This window comes from Sulfuricurvum sp., from assembly GCF_028681615.1.
GTDB lineage: Bacteria > Campylobacterota > Campylobacteria > Campylobacterales > Sulfurimonadaceae > Sulfuricurvum.
The window spans coordinates 1-25,780 of sequence record NZ_JAQUHV010000012.1 but is presented as its reverse complement, the minus strand read 5'-3'; the positions used below and the strand labels follow the sequence as shown (position 1 = coordinate 25,780).

At 47.1% G+C, this 25,780-nt stretch carries 20 protein-coding genes; 5 read left to right on the top strand and 15 right to left on the bottom strand.

Annotated features, from left to right (window positions below):
- Window positions 1-34: 34 nt before the first annotated feature.
- On the bottom strand, window positions 35-1,411 hold the full coding sequence (locus PHE37_RS10450) for a DEAD/DEAH box helicase (protein ID WP_299997894.1): 1,377 nt from the start codon (window positions 1,409-1,411) through the stop codon (window positions 35-37).
- Between the two features lie 118 nt (window positions 1,412-1,529).
- Between PHE37_RS10450 and PHE37_RS10445 the strand changes: the two genes are divergently transcribed.
- From PHE37_RS10445 to hrpB, 4 genes are read left to right on the top strand one after another with little or no spacing between them, the layout of a single operon-like run.
- Complete coding sequence (locus PHE37_RS10445; protein ID WP_300008582.1) at window positions 1,530-2,738, top strand: putative glycoside hydrolase; 1,209 nt, start codon at window positions 1,530-1,532, stop codon at window positions 2,736-2,738.
- Window positions 2,739-2,769: 31 nt separating this feature from the next.
- Window positions 2,770-3,147 carry a DUF6394 family protein gene (locus tag PHE37_RS10440; protein ID WP_299997650.1) on the top strand — a complete coding sequence of 126 codons (378 nt, stop codon included), beginning with the start codon at window positions 2,770-2,772 and terminating at the stop codon, window positions 3,145-3,147.
- Window positions 3,148-3,158: 11 nt separating this feature from the next.
- Window positions 3,159-4,814 (top strand): TrkA family potassium uptake protein, encoded by a 1,656-nt coding sequence (locus PHE37_RS10435; RefSeq protein WP_299997653.1) that lies wholly within the window; start codon window positions 3,159-3,161, stop codon window positions 4,812-4,814.
- Window positions 4,814-7,324 carry an ATP-dependent helicase HrpB gene (hrpB, locus tag PHE37_RS10430; protein WP_299997656.1) on the top strand — a complete coding sequence of 837 codons (2,511 nt, stop codon included), beginning with the start codon at window positions 4,814-4,816 and terminating at the stop codon, window positions 7,322-7,324. Before PHE37_RS10435 ends, hrpB begins: the two co-directional genes overlap by 1 nt.
- On the opposite strand, the gene recR is transcribed toward hrpB, so the two are convergent.
- Window positions 7,321-7,890: a recombination mediator RecR gene (gene recR, locus PHE37_RS10425; RefSeq protein WP_299997659.1), complete on the bottom strand. Its 570-nt coding sequence runs from the start codon at window positions 7,888-7,890 to the stop codon at window positions 7,321-7,323. The two genes, hrpB and recR, sit on opposite strands and share 4 nt — an antisense overlap.
- A 116-nt stretch (window positions 7,891-8,006) precedes the next feature.
- Here recR and dnaJ point away from each other — a divergent pair, with 116 nt between their 5' ends.
- A complete protein-coding gene (dnaJ, locus tag PHE37_RS10420) occupies window positions 8,007-9,122 on the top strand; it encodes a molecular chaperone DnaJ (RefSeq protein ID WP_300008580.1) in 1,116 nt (371 codons plus the stop codon).
- A gap of 316 nt (window positions 9,123-9,438) precedes the next feature.
- Here dnaJ and PHE37_RS10415 read toward each other — a convergent pair whose 3' ends face one another.
- The 13 genes from PHE37_RS10415 to PHE37_RS10355 form a co-directional block, all read right to left on the bottom strand.
- Window positions 9,439-9,693 carry a hypothetical protein gene (locus PHE37_RS10415; protein WP_299998066.1) on the bottom strand — a complete coding sequence of 85 codons (255 nt, stop codon included), beginning with the start codon at window positions 9,691-9,693 and terminating at the stop codon, window positions 9,439-9,441.
- Entirely contained in the window at window positions 9,690-9,845 is a 156-nt protein-coding gene (locus tag PHE37_RS10410) for a hypothetical protein (RefSeq protein WP_299998064.1), read from the bottom strand. Before PHE37_RS10410 ends, PHE37_RS10415 begins: the two co-directional genes overlap by 4 nt.
- A 76-nt stretch (window positions 9,846-9,921) precedes the next feature.
- The gene (gene glk, locus PHE37_RS10405; protein ID WP_300008578.1) at window positions 9,922-10,902 is read right to left on the bottom strand and encodes a glucokinase; all 981 of its coding nucleotides are present in this window, start codon (window positions 10,900-10,902) and stop codon (window positions 9,922-9,924) included.
- A gap of 9 nt (window positions 10,903-10,911) precedes the next feature.
- Window positions 10,912-14,106: a glycoside hydrolase family 15 protein gene (locus tag PHE37_RS10400; protein ID WP_300008576.1), complete on the bottom strand. Its 3,195-nt coding sequence runs from the start codon at window positions 14,104-14,106 to the stop codon at window positions 10,912-10,914.
- A 32-nt stretch (window positions 14,107-14,138) separates the two neighbouring features.
- A complete protein-coding gene (gene eda, locus PHE37_RS10395) occupies window positions 14,139-14,762 on the bottom strand; it encodes a bifunctional 4-hydroxy-2-oxoglutarate aldolase/2-dehydro-3-deoxy-phosphogluconate aldolase (protein ID WP_299993551.1) in 624 nt (207 codons plus the stop codon).
- Window positions 14,759-16,588: a phosphogluconate dehydratase gene (edd, locus tag PHE37_RS10390; protein WP_299993550.1), complete on the bottom strand. Its 1,830-nt coding sequence runs from the start codon at window positions 16,586-16,588 to the stop codon at window positions 14,759-14,761. Before edd ends, eda begins: the two co-directional genes overlap by 4 nt.
- Window positions 16,581-17,273 carry a 6-phosphogluconolactonase gene (gene pgl, locus PHE37_RS10385; RefSeq protein ID WP_299993549.1) on the bottom strand — a complete coding sequence of 231 codons (693 nt, stop codon included), beginning with the start codon at window positions 17,271-17,273 and terminating at the stop codon, window positions 16,581-16,583. The genes edd and pgl overlap by 8 nt, the downstream gene beginning before the upstream one ends.
- Window positions 17,263-18,726 (bottom strand): glucose-6-phosphate dehydrogenase, encoded by a 1,464-nt coding sequence (gene zwf, locus PHE37_RS10380; RefSeq protein ID WP_300008574.1) that lies wholly within the window; start codon window positions 18,724-18,726, stop codon window positions 17,263-17,265. The genes pgl and zwf overlap by 11 nt, the downstream gene beginning before the upstream one ends.
- A gap of 199 nt (window positions 18,727-18,925) precedes the next feature.
- Window positions 18,926-20,026: a hypothetical protein gene (locus PHE37_RS10375; protein WP_299993547.1), complete on the bottom strand. Its 1,101-nt coding sequence runs from the start codon at window positions 20,024-20,026 to the stop codon at window positions 18,926-18,928.
- 1 nt (window position 20,027) lies between these two features.
- Window positions 20,028-23,150, bottom strand: coding sequence for a cytochrome c biogenesis protein CcsA (gene ccsA / locus PHE37_RS10370; protein ID WP_299993545.1), 3,123 nt, complete (start codon window positions 23,148-23,150; stop codon window positions 20,028-20,030).
- Window positions 23,151-23,317: 167 nt separating this feature from the next.
- Window positions 23,318-24,538 (bottom strand): tyrosine-type recombinase/integrase, encoded by a 1,221-nt coding sequence (locus PHE37_RS10365; RefSeq protein ID WP_299993544.1) that lies wholly within the window; start codon window positions 24,536-24,538, stop codon window positions 23,318-23,320.
- A gap of 116 nt (window positions 24,539-24,654) precedes the next feature.
- Window positions 24,655-25,086, bottom strand: a complete 432-nt coding sequence (locus tag PHE37_RS10360) for an MW1434 family type I TA system toxin (protein WP_299993543.1) — start codon at window positions 25,084-25,086, stop codon at window positions 24,655-24,657.
- Between the two features lie 243 nt (window positions 25,087-25,329).
- A complete protein-coding gene (locus PHE37_RS10355; RefSeq protein WP_299993542.1) occupies window positions 25,330-25,605 on the bottom strand; it encodes a helix-turn-helix domain-containing protein in 276 nt (91 codons plus the stop codon).
- Window positions 25,606-25,780 lie beyond the last annotated feature (175 nt).

Below are 25,780 nucleotides of genomic sequence, written 5' to 3'. Positions count from 1 at the left end.
AATAGAGTGATTGTAACATAATCTACTCGATCTATTATCTCCCCCGTCCGCCCGATTTTTTCGGTGAAGGTTTTTTGGTGTTGCCGAAGGCGCTGTCTCTGCCGGAATTACTTTTACCGGCTAGGTCGTCACGTGCTACACGCAGTCCCCGTTTCGTGACAAACTTTGACTGTACCGGCTCTTTTTTCCGTTTGTTTCCGAATGCACCTGCTGTTTTGCCCTTTTTCTCGGCCTCTTTGGTGAGACTCTTACCGCGTGTTTTTACCAGCGCATTATCGGCGGGCGGTTCGAATCCGGGAACCAAGATCGTCTCGACATTTTTCCCGAGCATCGTGATGATTTTTGACCATGAGATATGCTCTGCGGATGAGAGAAGCGTGATCGCCAATCCGTCATTTCCCGCACGTCCCGTACGTCCGATACGATGGAGGTAGTCGGTGCTGACATGGGGGATGTCGTAGTTAATAACGACGTCCAGACCCTCGATATCCAGCCCGCGTGCGGCGATATCGGTCGCGACGAGGATACGGGTATTGCCTTCTCTAAACTCGTTGAGTGCCCGATCTCTGGCTCCGTGTTTTTTATCGCCGTGGATAACAACGTTTTTCAGACCGCTGGCGGTGAGATCGGCACTCACTTCATCGGCTTCGGCTTTGGTTCGGGTAAATACGAGGACTTGCGGATAGTTGTTCGAACCGATCAGGTACGACAACAGCTCTTTTTTACGCTCTTTTTCGACCGGATGGACCACTTGGCGCAGTGTCATATCGGCGGCTTTGAGGTTATCGATCTCAACCAACAGAGGTTTGTTGAGAATCTTTTCGCTCAGCTGTTTGACCGCGCCCGTCATGGTTGCCGAAAAGAGCATATTTTGACGTTTAAGCGGGAGCAGATCGATGATCTGCCCCACTTCACGAATGAATCCCATATCGAAGATCGTATCGGCTTCGTCAAACACCAGATACTCGATGCGGGACAACGGGACATGCCCCTGTTTGTTCAGCTCGATCAGTCGCCCCGGAGTCGCGACGATGATATCGACCCCTTCTCCCAGCTCTTTTGCCTGACGTGCCATATTGGCTCCCCCGTACAGGGAGATAGTAGTGAGTTCAAGCCCCTCTGCGTACGAGCGGATCGCTTCGGCTACCTGCGATGCAAGCTCACGTGTCGGAACGATGATCAACGCTCTGGCACTGGCTTGTTTGGCACCGCCTGCACTGATGAGTTTATGGATGATCGGCAGGGCAAATGCGGCGGTTTTACCCGTACCGGTTTGGGCGGCTCCGAGGATGTCCCGTCCGCGCAATACGAGCGGAATAACCTGTGATTGAATCGGAGTCGGCTCACTGTACCCTTTTGCTTCAAGAGTATCGAGGAGGTGCGGGCTAAGCCCTAAAGTCGTAAATGACATATGGTAAGTACCTTTTTGGTATGTTATTAATATATATTAACATTTTATCGCTTCAAACCTCCCATTTCTGGCATTTTTTTTGCTAGGATACGGCAATTGAATTTTTGGGAGAGTATGAGTGAAAGCATTGGCGCTTTTAGTAGGTTTTTTTACATTATCATGGGGGGCGCTTGTCAGCGGAACAGTTTACGACAAATCGACATCCAAACCGATTGCGGATGCTATCGTTATCGCGGATAACAAAGAGTACCGTACCGACTGTAACGGTTCTTTTATCGTCCCTTCAACAGGCATTATAGGGGTACGTGCTATCGGATACGACCGCAAGTTTTATAAAAGCGGCGGTAAAATGTATCTAAACCCGTTCACCCCGAAAGCCCTTTATCTCTCCAGTTTCGGAGCTACAAGCTCTAAAATCATGGGCAATGCCAAAAATCTCCTCCAAACGACAGAGATCAATGCCTTTGTTATCGATGTAAAAATGGATCGTGGACAAGTCGCTTTCAAAACCGACAATCCCATGGCAAACAAAATCGGAGCACAGGATCTTATCTTGTTCAAAGACATGAAAAAATTTGTCGCCGATTTGCACAAAGAAGGGGTATACGTCATCGCCCGCATCGTCTCGTTTAAAGACACCCCATACGTCACCGCCAATCCTCAATACGGGGTTCACACCAGTGAGGGAGGGCTTTTCAAAGACAAAGAGGGGCTTTATTGGATCGATGCATCCCGTAAAGAGCCTCGTAAATACATCCTCTCCATTGCCGAAGAAGCGGCAGCGGCCGGCTTTGACGAGATCCAATTCGACTACGTCCGTTTCCCTGACCGCAAAGGGATAAAATTCGCTGTTGAAAATACTCAGGCGGAACGGGTCAAAGCCATTTCAGGATTTTTGGAAGAGGCACGCCGTACTCTTCTTCCGTATAACGTCTTTTTATCCGCCGATATTTTCGGTTATGTGAGCTGGAATGACGCTGATATCGATATCGGTCAACGGGTCGATGCTCTCGCACCGTATGTCGATTATCTCTCCCCGATGCTCTATCCGAGCGGGTTTCATATGGGAATCCCGGGGTATCCGAATCCGGTAGCGGCAAACTACCAAATCGTCAAACAATCACTGGATCAGGCTCTCAAAAAGTCATGTACTTCATCAAAAGCCTATCGTCCATGGCTTCAGGCGTTTCGGGATTACGCATTTGACCGACGCATTTACGGAGAAAAAGAGATCCGTGAACAAATCGCTGCCAGCGAGGCATTCGGAAGCTGCGGATGGATTTTATGGAATCCCCGTAATGTCTACACTCAGCAAGGGTTAAAGTAAAAATTATGTACAATAAAAAGAAAGAGGTATTATGAATTCCGAAAAAGTAATTTCCGGTTTTTTTATCATCCTTGCCCTGACCCTGAATTTCGGGTTTGTGTATGGTGATTTTGACGTTATAGCGTATCACAGCGTATATGAGCTGGTTGCGGCGATCACCGTCAATATTATTGCCACGATCATGAAATTGGGTGACAAAACCCAAACCGGTTCCGTCCTCCTTGCTACCAGCTTTGTTGCCGATCTGCAGCTCATCACGGCCGCCTCGTTTTGGGGAATCGTCAACATGACAAGCGTAATGACTCCTGAACTCTTTACCATTGTCGTTTCTCTAGCCGTTGGTGCATTGGTTGCCAATGTCATTTCCGTCACCCTCTTCGTCGGTGAAACCCTGCTGCTTAAACGCTGATACGGCAATTAATGAGCAACGAATCGACCATTTGGCTTTTTTTACGGAAGATGAGGGTTCCCCTCATCGTCCTCAATCTTGCCCATGCTATCCCTGTTATCCTCCTCACACTCGTTCCGGGAACGGGCGATAACGGGCAGCCTACGCATCTCAGTTTTTTTGATGCAATGTATGTGGTTGCCTATACGGCGACGACGATCGGATTCGGGGAAATCCCCTACGCATTCAGTTATGCCCAGCGTATCGTTGTTTTTCTCACTATTTACGCAACCGTTCCGGCTTGGATTTACGCGTTGGGTTCCATTATCGCATTGCTTCAGGAAAAAACCTTTACCAGTGCGATAAAGATGAATACGTTTCGGCGCAAAGTCCGTCATATCGGACAGGACTTTATTATTGTCTGCGGGTATACCGATGCAGGGAAATTGCTGATTGACAGACTCAACAAAGACAATCTCTACCGTATCATCGTCATCGACAAAAATATAGAGAAAATCGAAGCGCTGCAAAGTGAAATGTATCTCCCCTCTATCCCGGCGATTGTTGCCGATGCATCCATGACGGATGTGCTGAAATCCTCGGGAATCGAATCTCCTCATTGTAAATTTCTCGTTACCCTCTTCGATGACGATCAGCTTAATCTCAAAATCTCGGTTCGTGCCCGTATTTTGAATAAAAAACTTCGTATTATCGCCCGTTCAGGGATTAAACAAGGGGGCGAAAATTTAGCGAATATCGGTGTCGATCATGTTATCGATGCGTTTTCGATCATTGCCAGACGTATCGATTTTGCCTTCCTCTCCCCCTATTTGTTTAATCTACTCAGCTGGGTACAGGGGGGAAATCTCCACGTCAGCAAAAGCGATATTCTCCCCGTCGGAAAGTACATCGTGTGCAGTAAAGGGCGTTTCGGGAAAACCCTCCAAAAAACGCTGGACAATAATCATATCGAATACACCTATCTCGATATCAACAAAGAGACGAATGAAAAAGTTTCCTCGGATCAGGATTTTTTCATTCAGGCTGGGATTATGGACTCCGCCTGTATCATCGCCGGAACCAATGACGATGCGATCAACCTCTCTATCATTGCAACCGCACGGGCTCTGAACCCTAAGATTTTTGCCATCGTCCGTGAAAATGAGCTCGAAGAACGGAGCCTCTTTAGCAATCTCAAAGTCGATAAAATCTTTATCCTCGATCAAATCGCCGCGCTGGACGGATACAACTACATCGACCGTCCGATGACATTCAAATTTATCGATGCGATTGCGGAACAGAATCAAGAGGTCTTTGTCGATACTCTGATGCTTATCACCAGCAGGGTCAACAAACGTCCGGCTCTGATTGAAATGGAGATCGATGAACTCCATATGTATGCATTAAGCCGCTATTTACGCGAGTTTCCGGTAAGGCTGGGCCAATTAATCAATAACCCCTACCGCGATGATAAAGATTTGGAAATCGTCATTTTAGGGCTTGAACGTCCGAGTGGAGAGTTTATCCTTTTACCGAAAGCAGATACGCTTCTGCAACCGAACGACCGATTGCTGTTTGCTACGACCCGACCGAGTTTGGAGCAGTTCGAAACCATAGTCAACCATTATTATGAACTCTACTACGTCATTCACGGTGTCGAAGCGCGACGGTTTAAACTCCCCTTTTAATGGCTACACTCCCGATTCACGACGTCATTGAGGAGCTCAAATCGCTCCTCAAATGCAACAACCGCCTCATCCTCCAAGCCCCACCCGGTGCGGGAAAAACAACCGTCGTCCCCCTCGCTCTCATGGATGAGCCGTGGCTGGAGGGTAAACAGATCATCATGCTCGAACCGCGCCGTATTGCCGCACGAAGTTCCGCCGCACGGATGGCACAGCTCTTAGGCGAAAAGGTCGGGATGCGGGTCGGATACCACATCCGAGCCGACAAAAAGAGCAGTAAACAGACCAAAATCCTCGTCGTTACCGAGGGGATTTTAACCCGAATGCTCCAACGCGATCCTTCCCTCGAAAACGTCGCCCTCATTCTCTTCGATGAGTTCCATGAGCGCCACCTGCAGAGTGATCTTTCTCTCGCTTTTGCCCTCCAGACTCAGGAGTTTTTACGCGAGGATCTGAAAATCGTTGTGATGTCGGCGACACTCGATACCGATGCTCTGCAATCGTTGCTGAACCATCCTCCGCTGCTTACCAGCGAAGGGCGCAGTTATCCGATTACCATAGAGCACTTGCCGCCGAATTCTCCTCCGGTTGAGGCGAAAAAGATCGTCCCTGCATTGATGGCTCTTCTACCGGACATTATCGCAAACGAGAGAGGCAACATCCTCGTCTTTTTACCCGGAACACGCGAAATCAGAATGTTAGAAGCGGCATTAAAAGAGCATTGCCGCAATATGCAGATCACTATTTCTCCGCTGTACGGCGAACTCTCCAAAGAGGCCCAAGAACGTGCCATAGCGCCATCTGAGAGCCGCAAAATCGTCCTCGCAACCAACATCGCCGAAACGAGTCTCACCATCGAGGGAATCACCATCGTCGTCGATTCAGGCCTCGAAAAAGTGCTCATGTTTGATCCCCTCAGCGGAATGGAACGTCTCATTACCCAGAAAATCTCACGTGCCTCGGCGGATCAGCGTGCCGGCCGAGCGGGGAGGCTGAGTGCGGGGAAATGCTACCGCCTGTGGACGGCGGCTAGCCACCATGCACTCATCCCCCACAAAGAACCCGAAATTCGGCTTTGCGACCTGACGCCGCTTTCCTTGGAACTGAGTGCATGGGGTGACACGGATCTCTCATGGATTACGCCTCCTCCTGCAAAAGCAATCGAACACGGCGCCGCATTGCTTCACAGTTTGGGCGCTACCGATACCAAAGGCTCTATTACCCCGCACGGCAAAGCGATGATGGGGCTAGGGATACATCCCCGTTTGGCCCATATGATCCTTATCGGACGAACTTTGGGATGTGAGAGCGAAGCGATCCTCCTTGCCTCACTGCTGGGCGAACGCGATCTCTTTTCGCGAAGTATCAGCCGGTCCGCCGATATGCGAGAACGTTTTTGGGCTTTATCGGATTATCTGAACGGCAAAGGGATCCCTCACGAGTTCAGAGAGAGTGCCGAAACGATCCTCAAAACCGCACGGGAACTATCAAGTCGGCTCAAGATATCGCTTCGCTTATCGAGCGATTTTGCCTCCCCCATGATCGCCCTCCTGCTCGCCCTCACCTATCCCGACCGAATCGCCCGCCTGCGTACGGCCAAAGATGAAAAATACCTCCTCAGCAACGGTAAAGAGGCGATTTTACCGCATGAAGATGATCTGAGCGGCGAAGAGTGGCTCGTGGTCACCGAGAGCGACGGAAATTCGACGATGGCACGCATCTATCGGTGTGCACCTTTGGATATCGATCTATTGGAAACGCATACGCCCGAACTCTTTGAGAACGAAGAAGCGATCGTGTGGAACAACGAGTCAAAACGGGTCGAAGCCAGAGAGATACGCCGCATCGGAGCCATCATCATCGAATCGCGCCCGCTGCAAAATCCCGATCCTGCCAAGGTCAGGAAAAGACTATTGGAAGCGATACACACCCACGGCTTAGAAGCTCTGGTCTGGTCGCCGTCCGCACTCTCGCTGCGCCATCGTCTCCAAGCCCTGCACCATCACTCAGCGGAGAATTCCTTCGGGGATTTCAGCGACGAAGCACTCTTAGCATCACTCGAAATGTGGCTATTGCCTCATATCACTACCCAAAGTTCATTCCGCGACTGCGAATCCCTCGATCTCTACGCGATCCTATCATCACAGCTTTCGTGGGAGCAGACGAAGCGATTGGACACACTACTGCCCACCCATTTCACCGCCCCTACCGGAAGCACTATCGCACTCGATTATTCCGATCCCGAAGCGGTTATACTGGCGGTACGGATTCAGGAGGTTTTCGGGCTGAGCGAGCATCCGAGCGTCATGGAGGGAAAAATTCCGCTTCTGGTGCATCTGCTCTCTCCGGCACGCCGTCCGATACAGGTCACGCGGGATTTAGTCGGATTTTGGAACGGTTCGTACGTAGATGTCAAAAAAGAGCTCAAGGGGCGCTATCCGAAGCACTATTGGCCGGATGATCCCCGCACCGCAGAGGCGACGAGCAGAACGAAAAAATATATGGGGAGTTAAATACTGACCCGATCTTCCATCGCCTTCGTCAATGAGAGGATATCGACATTCTCCAAACTCACCCCCGTCGGAACCCCCTGAGCGATACGGCTGAAACGGACATCGCACGTGCTCAGTTTGTCTTCGATATAGAGCATGACCCCTTGATTGGCGATAGAGGGGGTCAGCGCAAAAATGATCTCTTTTATCCCGCTTTGCACGACACCGCGCAAGTGAGCGAGATCGAGTTCTTCGAGGGAATCGAGGACAAAATAGCGTCCGTCGAACAGGGCGTTTTCCTCAAAGGTCAAAATATCTTTGGCGTTTTCGACGATACAGAGGATTTCATGATTTCGGCGTTCGTCACTGCAAATGGAGCATAACTCGTCTTCACTCAGCCCGCCGCACGATCGGCATTTTTTGAGGCTTGTAATCGCATTTTCGATCGCATGGGCGAGTTTGAGCGCACCGAAACTGTCGTGCATCACCATATGATACGCCAGACGGGTTGCCGATTTCTGTCCGATCGTCGGGAGTTGCTGCAGGGCATCAACAAGGCGGTTAAATTTCTCTAGGGAACGTTTCATGGACGTATTGTAGCAAAGGTTGTTCCAAAAATAGTTTAGTCTTTATGACTCAATTAAGCTAACACTCTTTTTGACATGGTATAATTGCGCGAAAAATATGTTTTTGGAGTCTATGCGTGGAAGAAATGAGCTATTATGAGATTTTAGAGGTTAGTAAAAGCGCCAACGGTGACGAAATCAAAAAAGCCTACCGTAAAATGGCGAAACTCTACCATCCCGACCGCAATCCGGGCGATCCGACGGCGGAACATAAGTTCAAACTCTGTAATGAAGCGTATCAAGTCCTCAGCGACGATCAACAACGCTCAATCTATGACCGTTACGGTAAAGAAGGTCTTCAAGGGGGCGGCGGTCGCAGAAGCAGCGGCGGGTTTGACGATTTGGGCAGTATTTTCGAAGAGATGTTCAACGGTTTCGGCGGCGGCGGTCGCAGACAATCACGTGCACCGTCCGATAAATTCCCGCTCGATATGGGTGTCGAAATGCGCGTCAGCTTCAAAGAAGCGGTTTTCGGGTGCGAAAAAGAGGTGACATTTACCACCAAAACATCGTGTAAAACCTGTAAAGGAACCGGAGCCAAAGACGGTAAAGTCACCACCTGTAGCCAATGCGGCGGCAAAGGACAGGTGTATGTACGCCAAGGGTTTATGACCTTCTCACAAACCTGCCCTGCGTGTCACGGCGAAGGGACGATGGCAAGTGAGAAATGCGGCGATTGTAAGGGCAAAAGCTACACGGAATCAAAAGAGAGCGTCACGATCAAAGTCCCTGCGGGTATCGATACGGGTAACCGACTTCGCGTATCGGGGCGCGGAAATACCGGTAAAAGCGGTGTAAGAGGCGATCTGTATGTCACGTTTGAAGTAGAAGAAGACAGCCACTTTATCCGTAACGGGAACGACATCTATCTCGAAGTTCCGGTCTTCTTTACCCAAGCGGTACTCGGCGAAGACATTACGATCCCGTCACTCAACGGTGAAGTAACACTCGAACTCGAAACGGGAACCAAAGACGGACAACAGTACCGTTTCCGCGGTGAGGGGATAGCGGACGTTCACGGACGCGGCAAAGGGGATTTGATCGCTCAAATCCACCTCACCTACCCTAACCGTCTAAGTGCCGAGCAGGAAGAGCTGCTCCAAAAACTCCAAGAGAGTTTCGGCATCGAATCAAAACCTCATGAGAGCCTGTTTGAATCGGCATTTGAAAAAGTCAAAGGGTGGTTTAAATAAACCCTTCGACAAACTCAGGGTGAACGGTAAGGATATTTCCTTGCCATAAATGATAGTGTTTATAACAACGTCGGGTCTTCATCCAATAGGTTAAATACCATATAATCTTCATATTTATTCTTACCAGAGCTCGGAATATTTACAAAGCCGTATTCATTATATATTGTTCTCATTTTATCGCTGATGGGAACTAAATAAACATGATTTATAGCCACTAACTTTTGAACATCTATGGCAACATTGATTACATAATCAAGTAATAAAAAACTGTATTTTGTATTTGAAAATTCTTCTATTTTTGATCTGTATTCAGTTTTTAGATATAGAAACTCAACGAGAATACCGGGAACATTGTCAATGTCATCATGAGTTGTTTTAATGCAAAAAATCCAAAAGAATCTTCTTTGATTAAATCATAGCCCTCATATATAATCACTTGCTGACAAAAAGCTAACTCTTTAACTAAACCTATATATTGTTTTATGTGTTCAGAGTCTTTTTCAAAATCAAATTTATCAAAAAACGATTTTAAATCTTGAATATTTAATGGATTTATTCCAATATTACTCAACTTGCTTTTTTCTCTTCTTTTTGAGCTTTAAGTTCTTTTAGCTTAGAAGCCTGTTTTGCAGTGCTAACTCTCAAAACTTTTTTTTGTTCAGGAGTAAGACTTGTTATAGGTTGAGCTTTTTCAAGCTTTCCATCTCTTATAAGATATGCCATTTCCACTCCTTTTTAAATATACAAAATTATAGCATACTCTAAATATTTCATTTCTAACAGTGTAAAGCAACCCCTCTTAAAGCCTGTCCGCTGCGAAATGGGCGGCTCCGAGCAGTGCCGTTTCGGCGTTCAGCGATATTTTGACGGGCATACTGCGTAAAAGCGCTTCAAAGCGCCCTTTTTTCACAAACGCTTCCATAAAAGTACCGCTCACGATAGCGGGCAATATTTTGGGTGCGATCCCTCCACCGATGTACACTCCGCCAAGCGACATCGTTTTCAAAGCCAGATTTCCCGCTTCCGAACCGTAAATTTCGACAAACAGCCGCAAAGTCTCAACGCACAACGGATCGTTCTCCTCCAATGCGCATCTGCTGATAAGCGCACTGCGGTCTTCCCCCTCGGAAAGGCCAAGCATCGCCTTGGGCTCCGGCGCGAAACCGCTCTCCCGCAAAAAGTAATACACGGCGGCAATCCCCGGACCCGATAAAATCCGCTCAATGCTCACATGACTCAGATAACGCACTCGCAGCCATCGCAGCAAATCATCGTGTTGCTCGTTCATAGGGGCAAAATCGGTGTGTCCACCCTCTGATCCGACGGGGTAGTACCCTGCTCCGTCCCAAAACAGCATTGCTTCCCCAAGACCCGTACCTGCGGCAATTACGGCACGGTTGGCATTGACACTTTCTCCCGTGTTCAGCGTGACAAACTCTTCATCCCTGAGATAGAGCATCCCGTATGCCGTCGCTTCGAGATCGTTGAGGAGACGGACTTTATCGGTCTGAAGCTGTGTTTGCAGATCGGCTGTCGTGATCTCCCACGGCAGATTCGTCGTTTTACAGTTTCCGGCGATTATCGGCCCTGCAATCCCGAAACACGCGGCATCGACCGTCCACTCCTTTATATCCGCTTTAAATGCGGTGATCACATCACTCAGACTCGAAAAAGCGCGACTCTCATACTGCTGACGAACCTGTATCCGCGGCGTGCCTTCTACCATTTCAAACAGCGCCAGATTCGTTTTGGTTCCGCCGATGTCACCTGCGAGTATCATGTATCCCCCTTAGCTATTGTTGACGTGCGAATGATCGGGCGTGAGCAAATAGACAAATGCTTCGATAAAGGCTTTGTCGGTTTCTCTAGGGGAAAGTTTGTAAAACGCATGCCAAGCCTCTGCACGCTGATCATCATAATTTTCCGATCCGTGATCCTTCTCCCATGTAATTCGAACTGCATGTCCGATCAAAACGTCCAGGATTAAATCGTTTTCAACTCTGAGTTCCGGGCTCTCATGCAAAATTCTCGAGAGGCTTTCGATCGCTTCCAGATTAAGCTGACGGTAATCGGGTGCATGGATACTTTGCAGCAGGGTATCGACACACAGAGCAAAATTGTGTTCGCCTGCGGTCGAATCGAGTGTGAGCTCGGCACCGATGCGGCTTTGGATGCTGTATTTATCCCCGATGACGAGACCGTTGCATTGCTGTAACAAATGCCAGATGTTCTTGTAAAACTTCGGAGTCAGCTTACCGATCAGCCCCATCTGTTCGCGCCAGTGACCCCAATCCTCTACATCCTGCCCGTGTGTATCAATGCTGATCTCTCCGAGTGTGTCCAAACTCACCGCACCCGAGGCTTGAAGGTTTTCCTGATCGATCAGCTGGTTCACTTCGATTGTAAAGGCATTCAATATTCTTCGGAGGCGATCGTAAATATCATGCGGTGCCAACGAGATCAAAAGCTCATATGCATCCCCCATAGAGACTCTGTATTCGCGTGTAATCTGTCCGACAAGCAGCTGTACGAAATACCAGGTACGCAACGTGATCATGTTGGTAAACAGCTCCGGCTCACTCCGGATAAGATGCCCCAGATGCAAAAGGATTTCTTGCGTTAAAACCCTCTCGGCTGGGTTGTTACCGCAAAATTCGGCAATGATTTTAATAATGCCCGTACTCTCATGCGGTTTCGAAAACGTTGCATTTTCATTGTAGGCACGGCCGACGGCGAGACGTTTTTGACGGATGACAATATCGAGCAGCGCATCTTCAATACGATCATCATACGTTCCGATCAAATCGGCCATGCGACGAACCACAGCCCAATCGTGACAGATCGCTGATGACTCGTATAAGCGCTCGGCAATCTTAAAGAGTGTAACCTCTTCTCCCTCGCTCTGAACGGTAAAATCCGATCCTCTCGATCTCCATAACAGTTTGACGGCATTGGCTTTGAGCTGTGGATTTACACTGTCCACTACAACCGCAATCAATGCTTCGTCGTTCAACATCTCCAAATCCTGAAGCTCCTGTGCCGTTAGAGGATGATAACGGTTTAGATTCTTATCCGCAGAGCAAATCTCTTTTTTGAGGGCATTCAACTCAATCTCTTTAGGATTGAAACCGTCCAAATGGTTTATCCGTTCTTTATCCGTGTGCTGCAATAATTCTCTCATTGTCCCGGTTTGGATCATTAGTGAATCATACTTTCCGCTCTGCAAATGGTGTAAAAGTTCAACTACGACCTCTTTTTCACTCTCCGCAAACATATCTTCGCGTACCAAAAAGACGACGATAGGCTGTCCGGGCTGATCCCAGTGTCTGGAGAGAAATTTCAAGGTGGAGCGAAAATGTTCTACCAGCAGTTTGTTATCGTAACTAAAATAAAAGCCTTGCGGATTGAAATAATACGGGAGGAAAACGACCTCTTCATCCTCAATTGCATGAATCCGCGACGTTGCAATCACCCGCATGACCGCAAAAGGGCGGCCGCTTAAGCCGAGTTTCTCATTTTTTCCCAGAAGAGTATGTACCTCTGAGAGGAGCGATGCATGCATAATACGAAGCGGTCTTAATTCATCGAGCGTTTCGCTTTGGATTCCAGAATGAGATAGTTTTTCTTTAATCGAAGCGTTTTCAGCCAGTATCGCCACCATCGGATGGATTGTGCGTTTATGCCCTATCCGTTTATGACGGCGAAGCGGATCGATATCACTCGGTTGCAGAACACCGTCGAAAATCATATCGGAAAGGATATACAAACTCTGCGCCCAGACCAACGGGACATTTTCATTGGCATAGCGTATCTGAGAACCGGGTCTCAATTTTTCATCGGCAATCAGCTCTTTCGGGACGATGTAAAGCTCCGGCAAAAGCATTTCTCCATCGTGTTCGACAAACAATGGTGCAAGCCGTTCACGCCACTCTCTCGCCTCACCATAATTTTCACGCATCAGCGCATCGAGAAGCAAATAGGTGAAAAACAGAGGCCATTCCGATTCGATATGCTCAAATTCACGCAGCTCTGTAGGCTCGTAGTGGAGTCGGGAAACATCTTCGATAGCGCTTTGGTGACCATCGAGCAAAAATCGTTTGCAGCCGTAGCGGCCACAGAGTTTTTTGATGATTTTCTCCCGCGTCAGCTGAACCAGTTTTTCATCCTCAACCGCATACCCCGGATATCCGATGATACTCAACAATGCCGCGTCGGTCTCTTTCGAATTCGATTCACGGGGAAGAAGCCCCTGTAAAGTAAAACGAGACCGGGCAATGTCACTCGATACCACATGGATAACCCCGGCTTGACTCTCTACCGAACCGAAAAGATTAAATCCGTCAATCGCTTCGAGAGCCGCTTTTGCCATACCGACCGAGCTGCAGTTGATCTCAGCTGCACCGTGATTGATTTTATTCCCTCTTTCCCAGATTCCGTAATCGGGGGTACAATAGGTACGGCTGATGTAATGGACAAGATTTTGGACGAAATTTACCTCATCGATCGTATAGATAAGCTCCAATCCCGACGCAATCATCTGCGCCATCATCAGCACATAGAGCGACGTCGCATCGAGCTGTAAATGCCCCCACTCATCATTTCCGACCACTGGCAACCCGGTATGGGTGCCGTACTTCGCATGCAGTGCATCGATCGGATTGAGTGAGTATTTGAACGCTTCGACGTGGTGGGATTGGCGCATCATCGCCATAAGGAGTCCGCGCATCAGTTTAACGACACTCTGACTCAAGACATAACTGCGACAATGTTCCGGATAGTATTTACGATACGAGACAGCCAGCCCCCATACGCTAAGGATGCTGTAGACATTATCCCTCACCCACGCATCGGTATAATCGCCGTGGGCATTGACCGCGGTACTCGCCGGCAATAATCCCGTGATCGGATCTTGGCGAGATAATATGATTTTCTCGATCGTATGGAAATGCTTCTCTAATGAAGCGTAGGTTGCATCGTCATTCATCTATTGTCTGTTTCTCCGTTTTCTACTGCGTCTTAGCTTAACCGCTCAAATGCCTCTTTGCACAGTCGGGTGATTGCTTGAAAATCCTTGTGCGCTATGGCATCTTTAGGAACAATCCAGCTTCCTCCCACACATAGTACATTACCGAGCTTTAAAAAATCGGTAAAATTCTCACCATTCACTCCGCCCGTCGGACAAAACTGCATGGAACCAAACGGTCCCGCAAACGCTTTAAGCGCCTCTATTCCCCCTGCAATCGTGGCAGGAAAAAGTTTACATTGCTCGAAGCCTCCGTTATACGCCATCATTACCTCCGAAGCGGTAGCGACACCGGGGATAAACGGAGTATTCAGCTCTCGGGAGCTCTGCATCAGCTCTTCGCTGATACCGGGGCTAAAAACGAACTGCGCCCCATGCTCCACCGCTTGGGTGAACGATGCACGGTTCAACACGGTTCCCGCACCGACATGCATCTGCGGACGCTCGGCTGCAATCGCTGCAATCGCTGCGAGCCCCGCATCGGTACGGAGGGTAATTTCCATGATAAATATCCCCCCTTCCATCAATGCATCCGCCAGAGGCAATGCATCTTCCGCCCTCTCCAGTGCGATGACGGGAACGATCGGGGAAATTCCCATAATGTCACGGGGATTCATCCTCTCTCCTTTCCGACGGTATCAAATATCGATCCGCCCTCTTCCGCGCTCGAAACCGAAGCGCGGATCGTACTGAACAATTCACGTCCGAAGCCGTGACGGTTGCCGCTTAGATCAGGATGAAGCAAGGTTCGTGATTCCAGTTCTTCTGCGGAAACCAACAACTCCAATGTGCCGTTTTCGACATCGAGCCGCATCCGATCACCGTTCATCACTTTGGCCAAAATTCCCCCCTTCGCCGCTTCGGGCGTAAGGTGGATGGCCGAAGGGACTTTTCCCGAAGCCCCCGACATCCGGCCGTCGGTCACAACAGCCACATGGAATCCGCGATCCTGCAACAGTCCCAACGGAGGCATCAAGCCGTGAAGTTCAGGCATACCGTTCGCTTTTGGCCCCTGAAAACGGACCACAGCGATAAAGTCGCGTTCCAGTTCTCCGCGTTTGAACGCACTTTGCAGCTCTTCTTGAGACTCAAATACAATCGCATCGGCTTCGATCAGATATCCCGCGGGTTTGAGTGCAGAGGTTTTGATGATACTGCGTCCGAGATTGCCGCACAGGAGTTTCAAGCCCCCTTCATCGCTAAAAGGCTCTGCAACCGATGAAATGACTTCCTTATTACGTGACAAACGTGCCCCCGACATAAATCCGAAGGCACCGTTTGAAATAGAGGGTTCCACGATATAGCGTTCAAGCCCTCTGCCGACTACCGTTTCCACATCCGAATGGACGAGTCCCCCCTCCAAAAGCTGCGAAATAACGACACTCATCCCCCCGGCATCGCGAAAATGGTTCACGTCGGCTTGGCCGTTGGGATACATACGGCACAACAGCGGCGTCACTTTTGAGATCGCATCAAAATCGTCCCAATTCAGCCATATTCCCGCCGCTTTGGCCATAGCGATCAAATGGATGGTGTGATTGGTAGAGCCGCCCGTCGCCATCAGCCCGACGATCGCGTTGACAAAACTCCGTTCATCGATCAGTCCCCCGATCGGTTTGTACTCGCCGCGCCCCTCAATGAGGGTAAGGAGCGTTCTAGCCGCTTCTTGGGTGAGCGCTTCGCGCAAAGGGGTATTAGTGTTGACAAAAGAGCCATTCGGGAGCTGAAGGCCCATCATCTCAAGCAACATCTGATTGGAGTTGGCAGTACCGTAAAACGTACACGTCCCGCTGCTGTGGTACGACGCCGCTTCGGCTTTGAGCAGTGCATCTTCACTCACTGCCCCTATGGCATATCCTTGACGGATTTTCGCTTTTTCGGCATTGCTGATCCCAGAGGGCATCGGACCGGCCGGAACAAACAGTGCGGGAAGATGACCGAACGCCAATGCTCCGATCAATAATCCGGGAACGATTTTATCGCATATCCCCAGATACAATGCTCCGTCATAGACGTTATGCGAAAGGGCTATCGCAGTCCCCATCGCAATATTATCGCGGCTGAAAAGACTCAGTTCCATTCCCGGTTGCGACTGCGTAACTCCATCACACATTGCAGGAACTCCTCCTGCTACCTGTGCGGTAGCACCCAAATCCATCAGTGTCCGTTTGATCAACGCCGGATAGAGTTTGTACGGCTCATGCGCGGAGAGCATATCGTTGTATGCCGTAACAATCCCGATATTAGGTTGTGTCATATGGGAAAGTGCGTTTTTTTCTCTCTCATTCATCGGTGCCATCGCATGGGCGAGATTACTGCACCCCAAACGCTGACGATTGACTCCGTGGACGGATGCAGCTCTTATTCGTTCAAGATAAAGAGCTCGCGTGGGTGCGGAGCGTTCAATGATTCGGTCGGTGACGTTTCGGATAACTTCATGCATAATAGACCTCTATATCCTTAATCTCTTGATGCAAAAATGCACGGATCGGCATCGCTTCCGTATCGTCTCCGTGCAGCGCCTCATTAAAAACCAAACGTTTTTTCTCCCCTTCGAAGTGAAGATAGAGATTTTCAGCACTTATAATAGCTGAAAACGTTAAACTCATTCTCGGATGAGGAGCCGTTTCGGGTGTGATTGCGATACAGAGATTTTCATTCTTCTCCTCCAATCCTTCCAAAAGTTTGGGATTATGCGGAAACAACGATGCCGTATGTCCATCATCCCCCATCCCTAAAACGCACACGTCGATAGACCATAACTCGCTTTTTACCCTCTTTGAGCATACATCCTGTGCTTCATCCGCACTCATACCGCTACAATACAACCCTATAAACCGGGCTTTTGAAGCATACGCTCTCAACAACAGTTCCCGCACCGATTTTTCATTGCTGTCGATGTGTTCAGGACTCACCCACCGCTCATCACACAAACCGATACGGACGTTTTCCCATGCAATAGGCGTTTCGCTGAGACGTTTGAACAAAGGTTTTGGAGTGCTTCCTCCGGATACGAGCAGCACCGCACTTCCTTTTTTCGAGATCGTCTCTTCCAAATTAGCAACAATCGCTGTGCACAAGGCACTGAGCAGTTCATCCGAATGAGTAAAGAGATGTCTATTCACCATTCCAGTTTACCCCGTCTTGCACTACCAGCTGAATCGACGCACTCGGCCCATCGGAACCTGCCGGATATTTTTTCATCGGAACAACATTATCTGCCCACCCTTGCAGTATCACGTCGGCCCACTTCCACGCCGCTTCCACTTCATCCAGCCGCATGAAAAGAGTCGGATTGGAGCGGATGACATCGAGGAGAAGCCGCTCATAGGCTTCGGGTTTTCGTGCTTCGTTAATCGGTGAGTTCAACTCCAATTCAACCTGTTGAAGCCGCATTTGATCGCTCAATCCCGGAATTTTATTCATAAGCTTTAGCTGGATACTCTCTTTGGGCTGAAGCGAGATCACCAGCTTGTTTTGAGAAATGCAGCTCCCTTTGTTAGCAAATATGGAGTACGGAATCGTCTTAAACTGAATCACGATTTCCGAATTTCGCTTGGACATCCGTTTCCCGCTCCGGAGATAAAACGGGACTCCGTTCCATCGCCAGTTATCGATATCGACACGAACGGCAGCAAACGTTTCGGTCGTACTCTCAGCCATTCCCGTCCCTTCCCGATAGCCCGGTACGGGCTTACCGTCAATCGATCCCGGTGTGTACTGCGCACGGACTGTTTTTTTCTCAATATCCGCAGGACTCATCGGACGCAAAGAGCGAAGCACTTTCACCTTCTCATCACGCACGCTGTCCGCTTCCAACGAACACGGCGGTTCCATCGCAATCAGGCACAGCAGCTGCATCAGGTGATTTTGGATCATATCACGCATCGCACCGTATTCATCATAGTATCCCCATCGCCCCTCAACCCCGACACTCTCGGAGACGGTGATCTGTACGTGATCGATGTTGTTCGCATCCCACAACGGCATAAAAAATCGGTTCGAAAAGCGCAGAGCCATGATATTTTGAACCGTATCTTTACCCAGATAGTGATCGATACGGTAAATCTGTCTCTCCTCAAAGTATTTCAACACTTCGACATTGATTGCCCGTGAAGAGACCAAGTCTCTTCCGATCGGTTTTTCAAGTACGACACGGCTTTGTGGTGAGATGAGATTCCGCGTCTTGAGCATTTTGCAGATCGTTGCAAAAAAATCGGGGGCAGTAGAGAGATAATTGACCCGCTCCCGCTCAGGATAAAGATCGAGGAGGGACTTAAGCCCCGTGTAGCTCTCTTCGTTATCAAAATCGACCGTCGCCATATAGAGCTGCGACAGGAAACGTTGAAACTTGGATTCTACAAATGCCCCCTCCCCTAAAAACTCCTCCAATTTGGTGCGTACCAATACTTCATGCTCTTCATCGCTCAAATGCTGCCGCGTTACGATAACGATCCGGCTCTCGTGTGATAGATAACCGTCATTGCTCAGATGGTACAATGCCGGAATCAATTTTCGGAATGAAAGATCCCCGTGCCCGCCAAAAATAATGATGTCACATACATTGTCCATACTTGCCATAGCGCTCTTCCTAAATCATAAAAATGGGTAAATCAATATCATTATCAAATGCATTTTTCATACATTCTCATTCTCAGAGAGTTTAACTCAATTCATTGTATACCAATTTATGACACAGATTGATTTCAAAAAGATCAAAATATGAACAATATTCTAAGAATCATCTTCAAACAGACATTCTTTTGAGTGAACAAGTGGTTTAAATAATCCAATCTGCCGGTTTCGTCTCTTCCGAAGGCGGAATCATTTGGACGAACGTACGTACTTCTTTAATGAGCCTCAGCTGTTTTGCATTCAGCCATTCCCGCAGTAAACTGCCGTTATGCAAATCATATCCGATACTGAATGCCACTTTCATTTGTGTTCCCGATTCTAATGCAATCGTATACAGCCAAACCACTTTTACGGCTATTTTCATACCCGATAGAATCAATTCTGCATCGAGTGTTTTCCCTTTAACCGATGACAATGCGACCAAAAGTGCCCCATTATCCGTTTCAATCGATGTCCCTTTTTCCGAAATATCATGTAATGCCGAAACGTATCTTTTACCGTTGATGGAGAATAGCATTTGATCTTCCGGAGATACCCCGTATCGTATCACTTGACGAAGATGAAATCCGCTGTCGACGATTTGAAGATTGTTTAGCCATACTACGGATTGGGCCAAATCATATTTTGTAACCTCACCCGAAACCATTTTATCACGTCTTTTTCCAATCAGCCATCGCACACCGATTTGCGCTGCAGAAAGCTGCTTTTTCTCTACTTTTATTGCTATTTCACCTTCGTGAGCATGGACGATAGTACAATCTGATTTGATTGGAATACCTTGATATAAAACGGTGGAAGGGAGATTGATTTTTTCCCAATTTCCAAATGCTTTGGTCAATAATTCATGTTCATCATGCAGTAAATTAGATGGTGTTAGAACACTTGTCTGACGCATTTGACGCAACGAACGTGTCTCATCCACCATTTTGATCGATTGATCATTGATACGGACAATCACAAAAATATCGATTGTGTCAAAATGCTGCCGATCAATTTGTAAAAGTCGGTCATGATATAGAAAATAGTCTGTAGTGGATAAAAAATCGCAAAGAGATTCATGAGAAGTATTTTCAAGCCCCATCATATCCCCAATGATATGGATGACTTCTTCACTCTCTAAATTTTGGAGCAATAAGATATTTCGGAGATGGTCATTGACAAAGAAGAGCCGTTTTTGTTTAAAAAAAATCACCCCGACAGGGAGATTTTTATAGGCGTTAAAAAGTTCTTTTAACGCTTCCGTCATTCTATTTAGTCGCTCGCTTCGGATACGCCATCGCGATTACGATGGCAATGACCGCATATGTCCACGGAACGAAATCAGGTACCGGAACCGGATCGCCTTTGGCATACGAGTGCATACCGGCGAGATAATAGTTGACCCCGAAATAGGTCATCAATACCGAGGTAAATGCCAACAGGGAGATAACACTGTACGCATAGTCGGTATAAAGACCTTTGATAAATCGGATATGGATCACGACGGCATAGACCAGAATCGTTACCAAGGCCCAAGTCTCTTTCGGGTCCCATCCCCAATAACGGCCCCAGCTCTCATTCGCCCAGACCCCTCCGAGGAAGTTACCGACGGTCAAGAGTACCAAACCAAAAATCAAACTCATCTCATTGATCGCGTTAAGTTCTTTGATCGCAAGATTCAAACGATCTTCATTATGCGGTTTTTTGAGAATAAAGAGGATGAGGGTAATCATCCCCAACAACGCTCCAAGACCCAAGAATCCGTAACTCGCCGTAATCATGGCAACGTGAATAGCCAGCCAGTACGATTGGAGTACCGGTACCAGATTGGTCACCTGCGGATCCATCCAGTTGAGATGAGCGACGAAGAGGATAAGCCCCGTCATGATAGACGTAGCCGCCATCGTCATTAACGATTTGCGAGAGAAGATGAATCCGGCCAACACACTCGCCCACCCGATATAGATCATCGATTCATATCCGTTTGACCACGGAGCATGACCCGCGATATACCAACGCATAATCAATCCGGCAGTATGGGCTAAAAAGAACCCGATCAAGAAACCGAACGAAATCTTGCGAAGCCATTCTGCACTGAACCCGGGTTTGAGAATTTTGATAAACGATAAGATCAAAAGTATAAATCCGACAATAAAATAGAGCGGCCACAATTGTTCAAAAATATTCGCATGGTTATAGAAAATCTCGATTTTCACTTTAGCGTCGTTCGGATAAACACTTGCACCTACGAAGCGTTGATACTTATCGATTCGAGAGAGCGCGTCATCCGCTTTGGACCAGTCACCGCTTTTTGTCGCTTCATCGATGGCGCTGAAATAGCCGATTGCCAACAATCGGATAACTTCCGACTCTTTCGGCGGCATGCTTTGCAATGCCTCGATCGTAGCATCCCATTTATGATTTTTATCATTCGGTACCGGCCACATGCGCATCAATGATCCGGTATACACCATGTATGCGACATTGACCCGTTCGTCGACCTGCATTAATGCTTTGTCAAATTTATCCCGTTTCCCAGGTGCTTTACGGTTGGCTTCATCCACCAAAGCGGCTAATTTATACCCGCTGATTTGATCCGGTACGTCAAAGAATTGTGAGAAAGCCGCTGTTTTTGCATCCGCAGGGAGTCCGATCAGTTTATTGACTTCCTTGTCTCCCGTACGGATCATAGCAATTTCACGCCATGCATCAGGACGAAGTATCATCCCCAAAACGACTTGATTGGACGTCAATCCCATAAACGTGTCATTACGATTGAGTTTGGCCAAAATCTCATGAGAAAGGGTATCGATCGGTTTCATACGACCGCCGGCATCTTGGATAATCAAATGACCGAATTTGTCCGCATGCGCTTTATCAAACGCTTTTGCCGTTTGAACGACCGGATTATTCTCATCCGCCGCTACCGCGTTTGTTGTTGAAAGCGCCATCACCGCTAATGCCAATGATGCAACGATTTTTTGTGAATCCATTTTTTTGAGTTTCTCACTGAGTGCGTTGAAACGGCCGTTTCTGACAATCAATACCCCAAACAATCCGATAGCAAGCAATAAATAACCGATATAGGTGATCAAAGTCCCCGGATCATGATTGACGGAAAGGACCGTACCGAGCTCATCCTGATCGAATGACGATTGGAAGAAACGGTACCCTTCATAATCGAGAATATGGTTCATATAGATACGGAAATCGAATTTGGATTGTTTGATCGGATCAATAACCGTCACTTCACTCGCATACGATGCAGGTGACATGGAGCCTGGATAGCGCTCAAGCTGAAAGTCGCGCAGTTTGATTGCTACAGGGAGTTTACGTTCGATCGATCCGTATGATGTATCAATCACGGTATCACCCAACGTTACACGTTCAGGATCGCCCACATCACCCGGTGTCCCCATGACGACAGCCGTCGCTTTTTTATCTCCGATCATAAAACTCAATGTCAAAGCGTCCTGTGCACCTTGCTGCATCATAGGACCTTTTCCTTTGGTAGGTTTTGAAACCAGCTGCATTGATGCTTTCGAGAAGAAATCACGCAATACGAATCCACTTTGCGCCGTTTGGAAAAGGGTACGCTTCGTCATTTCATGTTTGCCTGAAGCCAAACTCGAGTTTTGCTGCGTATCCATGCTGAGCGTGTTTAGAGAATTCGGAGTATCGATATAGGCTTTATCTCCTTCAACACTCAGTGCGACAACCGGTTTTTCGAATGTTTTATTCGAATCAAAATCGATTACGACATCGTTCGCTTCAATAAATTCACCGCGTTTAAGCGATACCTGCTGTGCACCGCCTGCACCGGTAACCATCAGTTTGAAAATCGGCTCACCCTTAGGATCGGCTACCGCTTCATAACTGGCATCCCCCATATAGTTATTCAGATTAACCTTGATCTTTTCGCCGCCCGCATCCAATACACGTTCAAAATGATTAGAACTGCGTTTGGAAAGGTACAACTGTTCTTTAAACGGATACGTTTTATCCCCTTTGGTAACATTGAATGTCACGTATGGTTCAGAACTGACCAAAACATCGCTCTGTTCCCCTTCACGGATATGCATTGTCCCCTCATACCCGACATAACGCGTTACCGCTGCACCGACTAAGATGATCAAGAACGAGGCATGAAACGTAAACACTAAGAGTTTAGCTTTTCGAGCCATGTTAAAATTAATAATATTCAAAACGAGGTTAAGGGCTAAAAGACCTAATAGAGCTTCAAACCAACGGGCATTGTAAACATCCGCTTTCGCAGTCATCGTGCCGTAATCGTTTTCAATAAAGGTAGCATAGCCGATCGATACGGCAAAAATGAGCATAAGAACCGCCATGGTTTTCATGGAGCTCAAGAGTGAGAGAATTTTATTCATTGAGAAACCTGTCTGTAAAGAATGATGGCATTGTAGTCATAGTTGGGTAAATATTTGTTAATTGAATATGAATAGTTAGATACCCTCAAGGATCATTGCTTCTGAGGTGCAGAAAAAAACACCTTTTTAAAAAGCTTTGTAGCCCCGTATTTATGGCACTTTGTACTTTAAGATATCTTTAATAATTTATCAGAATCACTCTGCGTGACAGATACGTGACACTCACGTGACTTATCAGCAGATTTAAAAACGTCCACCTGATCAAGAAATGACGCTCTCTTGACCGACTGATCCTCCCGATACTTGGTATAAACACTCAGCGTGATAGCAGGGTTTGAATGCCCCAGCATCTTACTGACCCAAGTAATATCCTCACCCTTGCTGATCATCATCGTTGCAAAGGTATGTCGTGTTTGGTAGATGTTACGATCACCAAGTAATAACCGTTTTAACAACGGCTTAAAATGATATCTTCCGAGTGTACTTGTATTTGTAAAGGCTTCTTGAGTCCATCTACTGTAAAATACACTTTCACCTTTTAAACCGGTGATTTTAAACTGCTCTTTCAATGCTTCCAATACTGGCGGAAGCATATCTATCTCTCGTATTGTTCCGGTTTTAGTTGTACTCATAACACCGCGAGTCATTGTTTTTCGGACTATTATTTTTCCGGAATGAATGCTGATATCTTCCCAGCTTAATGCATTGATCTCCCCGGTACGCATCCCTGTAAAAAATGCTACCGCAAGCCAATTTTTGAACCATCCCTCTGCATTCGATAAAATATACCGTACTTCGTCAAAAGTAAATGGGGTAATCTCTTTCATAGCAGCTCTTGAAACCCCTTTCATTCCATAAAAAGGGCTCTTAGTAATCAGCTCATCATTCACTGCATCCCGCATAATTCCTTGAAAAACAGTACTGATAGCATGTATCCTCTTCCCGGATAGTTTCTTTTCTTCCTTGAGGTAGGTTTGCCATGCTTTAAGATCGGATTGTTTGACCTTGGATATCGGTATATTTCCGAAAATAGGAATGATGTGTTTTTCAAACCCCTGCCTATAATCGGTATTGGTTGTATCTTTACGGTCGATACGATTTGCGTGAAGGGATTTATACCCGTATTTTTCAACAGTTATTTCACCCTCTTCGATCACTTCTGCTTGGCCTTTTTTCAAAATCCGATCAACTTCGGACTGCCAGTTTTTATCAACATATTTTAAATTCGCGGGGGTATCAGGCCGACCCGTACTTCTACGGAACCGTTTACCATCCACGATAACATCGAGATGGACAAAGCCATCACGAGATCGGCAATACTTGTATGCGCTCATGTCGCCTCCATTCTTGCCGGTGCTTTGTGGGCGAGGAATTGTATCCAATGCCATCAATGTACCCCCTTTATTAAATTAAACTCTTCGTACAGTGCAACCCACTCCCATGAGTGATCCCATAATATTGCACTTTATAAAAAGCTATATTTCCCACAATTAGTGGGAAATATTTAAAAATTAATTACATAATCATTAGCAATTAAATCATGATGTTGGGCATGAAATACTTGCATATGATTATCATCCTTAGCAATAAGTACTATAGATGTAACGCCATCGATTTCAATCTGACGAAGGTATAAATTTTGCTCTTTCCATATTTTACGTGTGACTGTATACCCTTTTCCAAGATATACAATAGCATCGCCTATAGACAAATTCCCCGAAGATTTATAAGCATTTTCAAACACTTCAGAGGGAGACCATGAAATATACCCAGCAAATTCAGAGGTATTTGCTTGCCCTCCATCGACATACTCAACCAAAAACACCTCATCAGCCCCATTTTCATCAGCGGGCAACTCCCACCCACGAAACTGATTGTATTCCAACCGATTCATAGGTTTTGCATTAATAATTTTTGTCCCAATATACTGCTGCATATTAATTCCTTTTATTGAACTCTCGGTGATGAAGTGGCGCAGACATCCTCTAATGGCATACCACTACATCATAAAAAGCTCTTTGGGTAGTGCATAGGCATCAAGTAAGTTCTATACGTACAGCATATAGAAGTACTTGACTTGGTGTGCCGAAGCTACTATGCACTCCATAAAAAGCTCAGTTTGACAATAAGTTTTCAAAGGACTCTGTAAAATACATCACTACATGTAGAGTGTATTTTATTAAGCGCTTTTACGAACTGTGATCTTCTCTATTGCTGTACGTTTGATATATGTCGTTCTCCCTGTTTTTCGGATATCAAATTTCGGATCGATATCTCCGTTCCGGATCTTCTTTCGGATTGCTTCTTCACTTACCCCTTTCATAACGGCCACTTCCGCAACCGTTACATAATCGCTATGAAACAGCCCTTTTAATTCGGATATTTCATTGAGGGCGGAATCAAGTTGTTTCTGTATATTTTTCATAGCTTCAAGGAGCTGCGCTTCAAACATCATTTGATAATATCTTCTTTACTAATTGATTCATGTCCAATGAATGTTAAATTTTCTTTTTGACAATACCGAATGAAACACTCTTGTACGCTTTCATCATCGAGCATTTCTATACTATGCCCGATAGTTCCACCTTTCCATGACCCCTTACGTTTTCCAACTTCTGCACTAAAATGAA

Bases quoted from the DNA above. Each gene is read 5' to 3' on its own strand.
- zwf (WP_300008574.1), bottom strand. From the start codon at position 18,726: ATGGCAAGTATGGACAATGTATGTGACATCATTATTTTTGGCGGGCAC.
- PHE37_RS10440 (WP_299997650.1), top strand. From the start codon at position 2,770: ATGAATTCCGAAAAAGTAATTTCCGGTTTTTTTATCATCCTTGCCCTG.
- hrpB (WP_299997656.1), top strand. From the start codon at position 4,814: ATGGCTACACTCCCGATTCACGACGTCATTGAGGAGCTCAAATCGCTC.
- ccsA (WP_299993545.1), bottom strand. From the start codon at position 23,150: ATGAATAAAATTCTCTCACTCTTGAGCTCCATGAAAACCATGGCGGTT.
- PHE37_RS10365 (WP_299993544.1), bottom strand. From the start codon at position 24,538: ATGGCATTGGATACAATTCCTCGCCCACAAAGCACCGGCAAGAATGGA.
- pgl (WP_299993549.1), bottom strand. From the start codon at position 17,273: ATGGTGAATAGACATCTCTTTACTCATTCGGATGAACTGCTCAGTGCC.
- PHE37_RS10410 (WP_299998064.1), bottom strand. From the start codon at position 9,845: ATGGCATATCTTATAAGAGATGGAAAGCTTGAAAAAGCTCAACCTATA.
- edd (WP_299993550.1), bottom strand. From the start codon at position 16,588: ATGCATGAAGTTATCCGAAACGTCACCGACCGAATCATTGAACGCTCC.
- PHE37_RS10375 (WP_299993547.1), bottom strand. From the start codon at position 20,026: ATGACGGAAGCGTTAAAAGAACTTTTTAACGCCTATAAAAATCTCCCT.
- PHE37_RS10450 (WP_299997894.1), bottom strand. From the start codon at position 1,411: ATGTCATTTACGACTTTAGGGCTTAGCCCGCACCTCCTCGATACTCTT.
- PHE37_RS10435 (WP_299997653.1), top strand. From the start codon at position 3,159: ATGAGCAACGAATCGACCATTTGGCTTTTTTTACGGAAGATGAGGGTT.
- PHE37_RS10355 (WP_299993542.1), bottom strand. From the start codon at position 25,605: ATGATGTTTGAAGCGCAGCTCCTTGAAGCTATGAAAAATATACAGAAA.
- glk (WP_300008578.1), bottom strand. From the start codon at position 10,902: ATGATACTCGCAGGTGACATCGGCGGAACCAAAACGAATCTGGCGCTG.
- PHE37_RS10360 (WP_299993543.1), bottom strand. From the start codon at position 25,086: ATGCAGCAGTATATTGGGACAAAAATTATTAATGCAAAACCTATGAAT.
- recR (WP_299997659.1), bottom strand. From the start codon at position 7,890: ATGAAACGTTCCCTAGAGAAATTTAACCGCCTTGTTGATGCCCTGCAG.
- PHE37_RS10400 (WP_300008576.1), bottom strand. From the start codon at position 14,106: ATGAATGACGATGCAACCTACGCTTCATTAGAGAAGCATTTCCATACG.
- eda (WP_299993551.1), bottom strand. From the start codon at position 14,762: ATGAATCCCCGTGACATTATGGGAATTTCCCCGATCGTTCCCGTCATC.